Origin of the sequence: Mucilaginibacter sp. NFX135 (assembly GCF_048565145.1) — a bacterium.
In the GTDB taxonomy this organism is placed as follows: Bacteria; Bacteroidota; Bacteroidia; order Sphingobacteriales; family Sphingobacteriaceae; genus Mucilaginibacter.
Genome location: NZ_CP183412.1, coordinates 1,165,547 through 1,177,522 on the forward strand (window position 1 = coordinate 1,165,547; position 11,976 = coordinate 1,177,522).

The 11,976-nt window shown below is 42.6% G+C and carries 8 protein-coding genes; 4 read left to right on the plus strand and 4 right to left on the minus strand.

Annotation, left to right across the window (positions count from 1 at the left end; translation table 11 throughout):
* Window positions 1-9 precede the first annotated feature (9 nt).
* Window positions 10-858: a tetratricopeptide repeat protein gene (locus tag ACNURT_RS05095; RefSeq protein WP_419700818.1), complete on the plus strand. Its 849-nt coding sequence runs from the start codon at window positions 10-12 to the stop codon at window positions 856-858.
* 225 nt (window positions 859-1,083) lie between these two features.
* The gene (locus ACNURT_RS05100) at window positions 1,084-2,634 is read left to right on the plus strand and encodes an Rne/Rng family ribonuclease (RefSeq protein WP_419700819.1); all 1,551 of its coding nucleotides are present in this window, start codon (window positions 1,084-1,086) and stop codon (window positions 2,632-2,634) included.
* A gap of 83 nt (window positions 2,635-2,717) precedes the next feature.
* Here the strand turns inward: ACNURT_RS05100 and ACNURT_RS05105 are convergent, their stop codons facing one another.
* Entirely contained in the window at window positions 2,718-3,833 is a 1,116-nt protein-coding gene (locus ACNURT_RS05105) for an acyloxyacyl hydrolase (protein WP_419700820.1), read from the minus strand.
* Between the two features lie 268 nt (window positions 3,834-4,101).
* Between ACNURT_RS05105 and radA the strand changes: the two genes are divergently transcribed.
* Window positions 4,102-5,580 carry a DNA repair protein RadA gene (gene radA, locus ACNURT_RS05110; protein ID WP_419700821.1) on the plus strand — a complete coding sequence of 493 codons (1,479 nt, stop codon included), beginning with the start codon at window positions 4,102-4,104 and terminating at the stop codon, window positions 5,578-5,580.
* A 174-nt stretch (window positions 5,581-5,754) separates the two neighbouring features.
* On the opposite strand, the gene ACNURT_RS05115 is transcribed toward radA, so the two are convergent.
* Entirely contained in the window at window positions 5,755-7,134 is a 1,380-nt protein-coding gene (locus tag ACNURT_RS05115; RefSeq protein ID WP_419700822.1) for an NHL repeat-containing protein, read from the minus strand.
* A 254-nt stretch (window positions 7,135-7,388) separates the two neighbouring features.
* Here ACNURT_RS05115 and ACNURT_RS05120 point away from each other — a divergent pair, with 254 nt between their 5' ends.
* Window positions 7,389-7,853: a DUF4920 domain-containing protein gene (locus ACNURT_RS05120; RefSeq protein WP_370994919.1), complete on the plus strand. Its 465-nt coding sequence runs from the start codon at window positions 7,389-7,391 to the stop codon at window positions 7,851-7,853.
* A 164-nt stretch (window positions 7,854-8,017) separates the two neighbouring features.
* On the opposite strand, the gene ACNURT_RS05125 is transcribed toward ACNURT_RS05120, so the two are convergent.
* Both ACNURT_RS05125 and carB read right to left on the minus strand, forming a co-directional pair.
* Window positions 8,018-8,707 (minus strand): hypothetical protein, encoded by a 690-nt coding sequence (locus ACNURT_RS05125; RefSeq protein ID WP_370994918.1) that lies wholly within the window; start codon window positions 8,705-8,707, stop codon window positions 8,018-8,020.
* Window positions 8,708-8,808: 101 nt separating this feature from the next.
* The gene (gene carB / locus ACNURT_RS05130; protein WP_419700823.1) at window positions 8,809-11,625 is read right to left on the minus strand and encodes a carbamoyl-phosphate synthase large subunit; all 2,817 of its coding nucleotides are present in this window, start codon (window positions 11,623-11,625) and stop codon (window positions 8,809-8,811) included.
* Window positions 11,626-11,976: the final 351 nt, after the last annotated feature.

Sequence of the window (11,976 nt, forward strand, 5' to 3'; positions counted from 1 at the left end):
TTTATAAGCATGAATAAGAAACAAATAGCCATTAGTGCAGCCGTAGTTGTGATTATGGGCTATTTGTACTATTTACCCGTTAAAGGTTTAATAAAACCCAAAGAGGCTAAACCAGATAAAACAAGTGTAATGACAGGGAACCGCAAAGCGGCTACTGCTGTAACAGTTGATATGGTATCTGCAACTGCTAAAACCGCAATTGGGGCGGCATTAACAGCAAAGATAAACGACCTTGAAGGGCAATTAAAAAACGCATCAGGCGCGGATGAGCAAAAATTGCAGCAGCAGTTAGCCAGTCAGTGGGATGATGTTAACCAGCCGGCCCCGGCAGCTTTCTATTATCAGGCTTTGGCCCGTAAGGAAAACAAGCTGGAGGATTGGTTAAATGCAGGTAATCGTTTTAACGATGCTTACAAACTTACACAAGACACTTTATTGCAACCTGCATTTGTTACAAATGCGGTAGAAGCATTTCAAAGTGCCCTTAAATTAAAACCAGAAAGCCTTGTGGGTAAAACAGGATTAGGTGTTGCCTATGTAAATGGCGGCGCCAGCCCTATGCAAGGTATAGCCTTATTGCTTGAAGTAGTAAAAAAGGATCCGAATAACTGGAATGCAAACCTGAATTTAGGAATGTTTGCCATGAAATCGGGCCAATACGAAAAAGCGGTAGGCAGGTTTAAAACATTAATTGCCCAAAAACAAGAGCTGGAGCCAACTTTTTACCTGGCCGAAAGCTACAAACAACTGGGCATGAAAAAGGAAGCTATTGACGCTTACCAAAAATGTAAAGAAATGATGCCCGATCCTGTATTCGGGCAGCGCATTGATGAATACATCAAGGAGTTAAAGAATTAATCACACATTAAAATTATTATTATGCCGAGCGGTAAAAAACGTAAAAGACACAAAATGGCTACCCACAAACGCAAAAAGCGTTTAAGAAAAAACAGACATAAAAAGAAATAAGCTGCTTTTTTTAAAGCAGCTTACCTGCTTTTTTATGAAGCAGATAACTTTAGTAGTGTTTTTTACCCACTTATTAACATGCGGTTTTTACCGTTTTAAGAAATGGAGTAGCAGTTGATAAAAGAATTAATTATCGATTCATCCCCAAATGGGGCTACCATTGCATTATTACAGGACAAACAACTCGTAGAACTCCATAAAGAGCAGATCAGCAACAATTATACTGTTGGTGATATTTACCTGGGGCGTATCAAAAAGATTATGCCCAGTTTAAATGCAGCCTTTGTAGACGTTGGCTACGAGAAGGATGCCTTTTTGCATTATCTTGATCTTGGTCCGCAGGTACAAAGCCTGCTTAAATTAACCAAACAAGTACGTAGCGGGGGATACCAATCGAAGCTTTTGGACGGCTTTAAGCTGGAAGGTGATATCAATAAAGGAGGAAAGATCTCGGAGATATTATCAAAAAACCAGCTTATACCGGTACAAATAGCTAAGGAACCTATATCAACCAAAGGACCACGTTTAAGTTCTGATCTTTCAATAGCCGGCCGTTATGTGGTATTAGTACCATTTTCGGAGGCTATCTCTATTTCCAAAAAAATAAAGAGCAATACAGAGCGAAATCGTTTACGGAAGGTTGTTGAAAGCATTAAGCCAAAACATTTTGGCGTTATTATCCGTACAGTATCTGAAGGCAAAGGGGTTGATGAATTACAAAAAGACCTGCTTGATCTGATATCTAAATGGGAATCATTCATCACCAAGCTGCCGTCTGTTGAACCATCAAAAAAGGTTTTAGGCGAAATTGGACGTACATCAACTATCCTCCGTGATATATTGAACCCCGATTTTCAGCATATTTATGTGAATGATAATGGTATGTTCGAAGAGATTCGGTCATATATCCATGAAATATCACCTGATATGGAAAGTATAGTCCGGATGCATAAGCATAAGGAACCTATATTTGAGCATTTTGGTGTTGATAAGCAGATCAAGGGCGCTTTTGGTAAAACAGTTAATCTGGCTGGTGGCGCTTACCTGGTAATTGAACATACAGAGGCATTGCACGTTATTGATGTTAACAGCGGTAACCGTACAGCCAATAAGGAAAACCAGGAAGAGAATGCCTACCAGGTAAATAAAGAAGCGGCTAAAGAAATTGCCCGTCAGTTGCGCCTGCGCGATATGGGCGGCATTGTGGTGATCGATTTTATTGATATGCACAAGCCGCAAAACCGCAAGGAGCTATTTGACTATTTGCGTGCCGAAATGCAGTATGACAGGGCCAAGCATACCATTTTACCACCAAGTAAATTTGGTTTGGTGCAAATTACCCGCCAGCGTGTAAGGCCCGAAATGAATATTGTTACCAGCGAAGTGTGCCCAACCTGTAACGGTACAGGTACCATAAGGCCAACCATTTTGCTAATGGATGATATCGAAAATAACTTCAATTATATATTGGATGAGCAAAACGAAAAGGGCATTACCCTATGTGTACATCCATATATTGAGGCCTACATTAAAAAGGGCATTTACAACCGCCAGATGAAGTGGTTTGTAAAATACGGTCAATGGATCAAGGTTAAAAGCAACCCTGCTTACCAGATTACAGAGTTTCGTTTCTTCTCGTCAAAAGACGAAGAAATAAAACTGTAAAGAGATTGATTTGCAGCTATGCAGATTTCAAGTATGCAGCTATTTTAAAATAGCTGCATATTTTGTTTATAGGGGGTGTGAAATCAATGTATCCTGAATAGTAAACCATACCCAACATAATCGGCTTCGGTGCCATGAACATAGCCTTTAGCCTGTAGTGCCAGGTAAGGAGTTATAAAGTATTTAAAACCGGCGGTCCAGTATGTTTTGGTTGGATAGTAACTGTTATAGTGCAAATAATAACCATAGCCGGTCATCAGACCCAGTTTACCCAACCACAGATCAGGGCCCAGGGCAATACCAACCCTCCAGCGGTCGTAAGATGTGGCATGAGACTGAAAAGTATTCAGGAAGCTTTGTTCTGTATTGGTTTTTTTATCATAAATGGTGTTATAGTAAACGGCATCAGTACCCAGTTTAATACTTAATACCGGGCTAAACTTATAATTATAACCCATGTAAAACCCTGCTTTATAAAGTCCCTTGTTATTACTTATAGCCCCCCGGCTGCCAACATTGGCGCCAATTTCAAAAAAGTGCTTATTCTCAGTTTGTTGTTCATTGTCATTTACCGGGCCACTTTGGTTTATTTTTTGTACAAGGCCCAGTGTATAGGCAAACGCATTTATACCATTGTTAGGCAACTTGGTTGCACCGTTAGAGTAATGAAAAACCTCAACACCTGCCTGTATACCGGTTGTATGGGTTATGGGGGTAAATATCTTGAGGCCGGCTTGAGTGGCTAAATTGATGTGACTGCCTATAATAACGTTTTGGCTGTTGGTTACATGGGTTTCAGTAGCATACAAAAAGCCAAAGCCGGGGGTAAACAATAATTCGGTACGATTTATTTTTAACAAACCGATCTCTAAACGGCCCAGCACAGCATAGGTATTGCCGATGATGCCTTTAGTTGCCTGATCATGGTTTAATATTACACGGCTCATGTTGCGATAAGAAAATACTGCATCGATACTCTTGATGTTTAGTATCCGGATGTAATCACTTTTATTATCTGCCATATTAAAGTGATAAGCCAGCTCTCCGCCAAGCAGGGGGCCTGATAGATAATTTTTATCAGGTGTGAATATTTTGATGCCCGAAGTACCACTTATTTCAATACTGTTCCCTGTATCCTGCGCCTTTGCTGCAAAGCTGAATAGCACAAATCCAATAATAACGGATAAAAATTTATTCATAAAGGTGAGTTACAATAGTTAAAAACGCGATCGCCAATTGTGTTTTGAACATCCTCCGCTCTGATCAAGTATGAAACACGACAGTGATACGGCTAAAGATAGGTTTATGTTTCCTGATAGTTGCTTTAAGGATAATTAATTAAGCTTTTGCAAAATTGCATTTAAGGTATAATATATAGCGTAATAAATGCTAATTTAATTAGTAATTATATCTAGAATTAACATATAAATCTGCATATTTGTGCATCTGTAATATGCAGATTTAGATATGGCCAAAACCAGGTTCGCGTACTTCTGTCAAAGCTGTGGCTTTGAATCGGCTAAGTGGCTGGGCAAATGTCCCTCATGCCAGCAGTGGAATACTTTTGTTGAAGAAATTATTGATAAAGGTACCACCACATCGGTACCTACCTGGAAAGTGACATCGAATACCCAACAGCGCGCCAATAAGCCGGTGCAGGTGGCAGATATTACTTTTAGCGAAGAACACCGTATGCAAACACCCGATAAGGAATTTAACCGGGTGTTAGGTGGAGGCATAGTAGCGGGTTCATTGGTGCTTATTGGTGGCGAGCCTGGAATAGGAAAATCAACCCTGATGCTGCAACTAGCGCTCAATATGCCCGATCTGAAAGTGCTTTATGTATCGGGTGAGGAAAGTGAGCGGCAGATCAAAATGCGGGCCGAGCGGTTAGCCCCCCTGCCTTCCCAGCCACCTCAAGGGGGAGCTAAAGAGAATGGTTCAATAGTAATAAATTCAGAAACTTCCACTGCAGGAGGCGGGAGGGCTTGTTATGTACTTTGTGAAACCTCTACCCAAAACATCTTTAAACAGATAGAAGCCCTGGAGCCCGATCTGGTAGTGATAGACTCTATACAGACGCTGCATTCCTCACATATTGAGTCAACTCCCGGCAGCGTGTCACAGGTGCGTGAGTGTACTGCCGAGATGCTGCGCTTTGCCAAGGAGACTTCAACCCCTGTATTCCTGATAGGACATATTACGAAAGATGGTATGATTGCCGGGCCAAAAATACTGGAACATATGGTTGATACCGTTTTGCAGTTTGAAGGCGACAGACACCATATTTACCGCATATTACGCACGGTAAAAAACAGGTTTGGTTCTGCCTCGGAATTGGGAATTTATGAAATGCTGGGTGAGGGTTTAAGGGAGGTTTCCAACCCCTCAGAAATATTATTATCACAACGCGATGAACCTTTAAGCGGTATCACCATATCAGCTACACTGGAGGGGATGCGTCCCATGCTGATAGAAACGCAGGCATTGGTAAGTACATCGGCTTATGGTACACCGCAACGTACGGCCACTGGTTTTGATACCAAACGAATGAGCATGTTGTTGGCCGTATTAGAAAAACGCTGTGGTTTCAGATTAGGCGCCAAGGATGTGTTTTTAAATATTACGGGGGGCATCAGGGTTGAAGACCCTGCCATTGACCTGGGTTTGGCCGCCGCCATTATATCTTCGCATGAGGATATGCCTATACCTTTTAAAACCTGCTTTGCGGGTGAGTTGGGTTTATCGGGCGAGATAAGGGCCGTAAACCGGGTAGAACAACGTATTGCCGAAGCGCAAAAACTGGGCTTTAATCAGATATTTATATCCAAATATAATCTTCCAGCGGCAGGGCAGGATAAAAAGCGGATGGATCTGTCGCGCTATGATATCGACATAAAGATAGTAAGTAGCATAGAAGAGGTATTTAGCCTGCTTTTTGGATAAATTAGGGATTTTTTGGACTATAGGACTTTTGGATAAAAGATAAAGGACGAATAGATAAAGGATTTTATACCATCCCTGTTCCTTCGTCCTTTATATATAAGGATAATGGATCCTTTGTCTTTCAGCCCTCTTTTCCAAAAGTCTCCAAATCCAATAGTCCTATAATCCCAAATTCTATATTCCTGACGGAGGGACAAGCTTACGGATACGGTTATTGTTGCTGTCGGCTATCCAGATATTACCGCTGGCATCAGCTGCGAGGCCTTGTGGGGCGTTAAATAAAGCACTTGTACCTTGTCCGTCTGCAAATCCTGCTGTAGCGCTTTTTCCGGCTAATGAAAGTAAAACCTTATTGGCTGTAAGCTCTAATACACGGCCATTTTGATCGCTTATAAACAAGTTCCCTTTAGCATCAAAAGTAAGCGCTCCTGGATTGCTAATCAGTGCGGATAATTTAAGACCGCCAACAACAGTGGTTACCACCCCCGCAGCTGTTATTTTACGAATGGCGTAATTTTGCAGATCCGCAACATAAATATTGCCCTGTGCGTCCAATGCAATGCCATTGGGCTGATTGAACTGTGCGGTGGTAGCTGTAGCATTGTCAACGTAACCGGCTGTCGTTTTACCTGCAATGGTAGTTACAACCCCTGCAGCCGTAACTTTACGGATAAGATTATTACCCTGATCGGCCACATATAAATTACCCTGAGCATCCAGCGCCAAACCGCGTGGACTGTTAAACGTAGCTTTATTCCCTGTGCCATCGGCATAGCCGGCATCACCGCTTCCGGCTAAGGTGCTTACTGTGCCGTTTGCTGATATTTTACGGATCATATTGTTGCCAAAATCAGCTATATAAATATTCCCTGAAGCATCGGCCACCAGGCTTTGCGGCGCATAAAACTTAGCGCCGGCAATTGGGCCGTCAATATAACCTATGCTTCCGTCGCCGGCCACAGTTGTTACCACACCAGATGGTGTAACTTTTCGAATGGCACTATTAAAGGAGTCAGCCACGTAAATATTACCGGCGGCATCAATAGTTAGGCCCTGCGGACTGTCAAATACCGCACTTGAACCGGTTCCATCGGCGAACCCCGTAGTCGCACTGCCGGCAACCGTGCTCACCGTACCCCCTAAGGCCGATACGTCTGCGCTGGTGGTAAACTGTATAGTATTACCATAGGAGGTTCCGGAGGCGCTAATGGCATATGCCCTTAAATAATACGTTGTTTTAGGAGTTAAGCCGGTTATCTTACTGGCATAGCTCTCTATGGTAACTGTGTCCGCGGTTTTAGAGTCGGCAGTAGTTGGGTTTTGATTACTGGCGCTCCAGCATACGCCAATTCCTGTCAGGGTTTCGGTTAAAGGGGTTGTAATTAATCCACCGCTATACGCGCCTGTTCCGGTAGCGGTAGTAGTTACATCCATTGTTACCAGAGTTGGTGGGGTGCCGGTTGTATTTGTGCTTTTATTACATCCGGTAACTGTGAAAAAAATTGCTAACAGATATGCAGCAAAAAAGAACGATTTAGTTGAAGTTTTGTTCATGTGTGTTAATAGATTAAGTAATAAGTATGTTTATTAAGCACTTTATTAACTCTATGCATAGCTGCATATTATTCAGCTGCAGGGGTTTTAACATATATTAACAAATGGCATTAAAATCCTTTTTTGTAGTCTAAAAATGGCCTTTGTGATGTCTAAATAGATATTTTAGAATGAGCATAGTATGAAGAAGATAATATTAACAGGGCGGATAACATTTTGCCTATATAATTGTTACAAATCAACAAACAATAGCCATGAAATCTCTCCTATTTCCAATTGCTCTTTTACTTTCAACTGTTGCTTTTGCACAGCAGCATGTTCCGCTGCCCCATGGTATGGTTTATGGCGATAAACCAAATACTCAGGCCATGATGAGTGCCGCAAAGCTGGAAACCTTTATGGGGAAAAAAACCAGGATCAGTACCACTATTGAAGGCCGGGTGATCAGAGTGATCCGCGGAAAAGGTGGTTGGTTTGAGCTGGATGCCGGCAGAGGGAAAGTGATAACCGCGCATTTTAAAAATTACAGTATAAACATCCCGGATAATTTAGCCGGGCGTACAGTGATTATTGAAGGTGTGGCCCAAAAGCAATTTATAGCCGACGATCTGCAACATCTGGCCGGCGATACTGTTATTGACAAAAAACAGCATAAGGTAAAAACGGATACTAAAAGGAAACTAACCTTTGAGGTAAAAGGATTACTGGTAGATAGGTAGGCCCCTGAGGAGAACTTAAGCGGAATAATATCGAATAATGAATTTTGAATTTCCAACAAGGCTGTCATGGAGCTCCGTCGAAGCATGGTGAGCAGGCCTCTGCCCTCTACCCTTCGACGGAGCTCAGGGTGGCACCCTTTTTTAGTATTATCTTTTAATGCTGATTAAAACTTAGCGTCGCGTGTTAATACTGATGGTTCCAGGTATAGGTCGGAAGTGAAGAGCTCTTTTACCTTTTGGGCTACTTCATTACGATTAACAGTTGAGGCATCACGACGGCATTTGATATAATGTTCGCGGGCCACTTTTTCGGCCAGGTCTCCTAATGTTTTTACTTTAAGCTCCTTGCCAAATTTACCTGCAAGCATTAAGCCGGTTATAGCAATCAGTGCACCAATAAAAGCCATTGCAGGCTGATAAAAGAAACCAACTGCCGATGCTGCAAGCACAAATATAAATGTGCCTACAATGCCCTGTTTCGGCTGCAAAAGATTGATCTTGAAACCCATTTCGCGTTCAATCTCAGTGATCACTTGTAAGCGGGTATCTCTGGGGAAAATATCAGCCAGTTTGGTTTGGGGTTTTATTAACTCCTTTGGGGGTGAAATGGTGGAGTTAATGGCATTGCGTATTTTATAAAATGCCTGCTGAGTGGTACAGCTGTCGTTATTGGTTTGTTTTACCTTCTCTACCACAATATCACAAAGCTTGCCGAAGGTTTTTACATCCTTGCAGGATGTGTCGTCTAAACGGATATTAAAGGATCTTTCAATTTTTACAAGAACATCACCTATCTCCTCAGGATCAACATTATTCAGGTTGAATGCCTGTGTATTATTCGAATTAGCTTTCAATATATACTAACTTAGTTCAACAATATATTACCTGCAGCCCTGGCTGCAGGTAAATGTTATCGGTAATTAAACTGCATGCGCAATCTAATGTTTTAATTATTTTATTTGCTCAGGTACATTGACTTTTCTTTGTACAAATGCCTGAAATAAGGATCTTGAAGGTTAGGTATAAAACGGATAGCCTCGCCGGTCGATTTCATTTCGGGGCCCAATTCTTTGTTCACTTCAGGGAATTTATCGAAAGAGAACACCGGTTCTTTGATGGCATAGCCCCAAAGTTTGCGTTCAATGGTGAAATCTTTAAGCTTGTTAACGCCAAGCATTATTTTGGCGGCAATATTGATGTAAGGTACGTCGTAAGCTTTGGCAATGAATGGTACGGTACGTGAGGCGCGTGGATTAGCTTCGATCACATATACCTGATCATTTTTTACCGCGAACTGGATATTCAATAAACCGCGTACGTTTAATGCCTTGGCTATTTTTATAGTATATTCTTCCATCTGGCTGATCACATTGTCTGACAGGTCAAACGGAGGTAATACGGAGAATGAATCGCCGGAATGGATACCAGCGGGCTCAATGTGCTCCATCATACCTATAATGTGTACATCGTCACCGTCACTAATCGAGTCAGTTTCAGCTTCGGCAGCACGGTCAAGGAAGTGGTCAATCAGTACACGATTTCCGGGCAGGTTTTTCAACAAGCTAACTACGGCTTTTTCCAAATCTTCATCATTGATCACAATGCTCATACCCTGGCCGCCTAAGACATAGCTTGGGCGTACCAATACCGGGTACCCAACCTGATGGGCTACTTCAAGTGCTTCTTCAGCGCTTTCTGCAACACCATATTTAGGATAAGGGATCTCAAGCTCTTTTAACAGATCCGAAAAGCGGCCGCGATCTTCGGCGATGTCCATATCATTAAATGATGTACCGATGATCCTGATGCCATGCTCGTGCATTTTTTCGGCCATCTTTAAGGCTGTTTGCCCGCCAAGCTGAACAATTACACCATAAGGTTTTTCCAGCTCGATGATCTCACGTACGTGTTCCCAGTATACCGGCTCAAAGTAAAGCTTATCGGCCATATTAAAATCGGTCGAAACAGTTTCGGGGTTACAGTTCACCATGATGGCTTCAAAACCCGATTCTTTGGCGGCAAGCAGGCCGTGTACACAGCTGTAATCAAATTCAATACCCTGGCCTATACGGTTAGGACCTGATCCTAATACAATTATTTTCTTTTTATCAGACGATACAGATTCGTTCTCGCCTTCATAAGTAGAGTAGTAGTAAGGTGTTTTGGCCGGGAATTCTGCAGCGCAGGTATCAACCATTTTGTAAACCCGGTTAATGCCCAAAGCTTTGCGGCGCTGGTAAACATCCTCTTCGGTTACATTCCCCAATATATACGCTATTTGAGTGTCTGAGAACCCTTTTTGTTTCAAAGTATACAGGAACTCCTCGGGGATGTTGGTTAATGAATATCTGCGCAGTTCGTTTTCCAGGTTTACTACATCCTGGATCTGGTTCAGGAACCAGCGATCAATTTTGGTAACTTTACGTACAGATTCAATCGGAACGCCGAGACTTAATGCGTCATATACGTGGAAAAGTCTGTCCCAGCTTGGATGCTCCAGGCTGTGCATGATCTCTTCCAAATTGCGGCTCTGACGGCCATCGGCACCTAAACCGGCACGACCGATCTCTAAACTCTGGCAGGCTTTCTGCAAGGCTTCAATAAAGCTGCGGCCAATGCCCATCACTTCGCCTACCGATTTCATTTGCAGACCCAACTCACGGTTGGCGCCCTTAAATTTATCAAAGTTCCAGCGAGGTATTTTAACGATCACATAATCCAGCGTTGGCTCAAAATAAGCTGAAGTGGTTTTGGTGATCTGATTTTCAATTTCGTCAAGGTTATAACCTATAGCCAGTTTGGCTGCAATTTTAGCGATTGGGTAACCGGTTGCTTTTGATGCCAGGGCTGATGAGCGTGAAACGCGTGGGTTAATTTCAATGGCGATGATAGATTCATCGGCAGGGTTAACCGAAAACTGTACGTTACAGCCGCCGGCAAAGTTACCAATAGCACGCATCATTTTGATAGCCTGGTTACGCATATCCTGGTAACAGCGATCGCTAAGGGTCATGGCCGGGGCCACGGTGATCGAGTCGCCGGTATGGATACCCATCGGATCAAAGTTCTCGATAGAGCAAATGATGATCACATTATCGTTATTGTCACGTAACAGCTCCAGTTCATACTCTTTCCAGCCTAAAACCGCCTGCTCCACCAAAACCTCGTGGGTTGGCGATGCCTGCAAGCCACGGCTTAAAGCAGCATCAAAATCTTCTTTTTTGTGCACGAAACCGGCGCCTTTGCCACCCAGCGTATAGCTTGGACGGATAACCAATGGAAAGCCGATCTCCTGGGCCGCTTCTTTACCTTCTAAAAACGAGTTGGCAATTTTTGATGTAGCAACACCAACACCAATATCAACCATCAGTTGGCGGAAAGCTTCGCGGTTTTCGGTTTTTTCAATAGCGGCCAGGTCAACACCAACAATTTTAACACCATATTTTTCCCAGATGCCGAGCTCGGCAACGCTAATACAAAGGTTAAGCGCGGTTTGGCCGCCCATGGTAGGCAGTACTGCGTCTATCTGCTGTTCCTGTAGTATTTTTTCAATGCTTTCAGGTTCAAGCGGCAGCAGGTACACGTGATCGGCAATAACCTTATCTGTCATGATGGTAGCAGGGTTACTGTTAATGATGGATACGGTAATACCTTCGTCTTTCAGGGAAAGGGCAGCTTGAGAGCCGGCGTAATCAAATTCGCAGGCCTGGCCGATAATAATAGGGCCGGAGCCAATAATGAGAACGGATTTGATGGAATTATCTTTGGGCATAGGGCTTTTTTTAAATAAAAGTTCTAAGTCAAAAGTTAAAGGCTTTTTGAGGGCCAGTAAACGATTTTTCCTATGCACTGAAGGCGAGAAATCCCGACCTCAGTGTCGGGGTGCAAAGATATGCTTTTGTTAAACTTTTTTGAGTATTTTTTTATAAAATTTCAGAAAGCTCTTCTGGTTCAATTTTGCATGGCTTTTCATGCACTAAAATGTGTTTTTAAATACAAAAAATGTATTTTTAAATATTGTTGCGATAAACCAGTTCAAAACCTGCACATATTGTGTTTTTATAGGAATTTAAGGTAAATTATACCGAACTTTAGGTCGAGCTCCGTATAAGAGAATCCCCGG

Bases quoted from the DNA above. Each gene is read 5' to 3' on its own strand.
- ACNURT_RS05115 (WP_419700822.1), bottom strand. From the start codon at position 7,134: ATGAACAAAACTTCAACTAAATCGTTCTTTTTTGCTGCATATCTGTTA.
- ACNURT_RS05105 (WP_419700820.1), bottom strand. From the start codon at position 3,833: ATGAATAAATTTTTATCCGTTATTATTGGATTTGTGCTATTCAGCTTT.
- ACNURT_RS05120 (WP_370994919.1), top strand. From the start codon at position 7,389: ATGAAATCTCTCCTATTTCCAATTGCTCTTTTACTTTCAACTGTTGCT.
- ACNURT_RS05095 (WP_419700818.1), top strand. From the start codon at position 10: ATGAATAAGAAACAAATAGCCATTAGTGCAGCCGTAGTTGTGATTATG.
- radA (WP_419700821.1), top strand. From the start codon at position 4,102: ATGGCCAAAACCAGGTTCGCGTACTTCTGTCAAAGCTGTGGCTTTGAA.
- carB (WP_419700823.1), bottom strand. From the start codon at position 11,625: ATGCCCAAAGATAATTCCATCAAATCCGTTCTCATTATTGGCTCCGGC.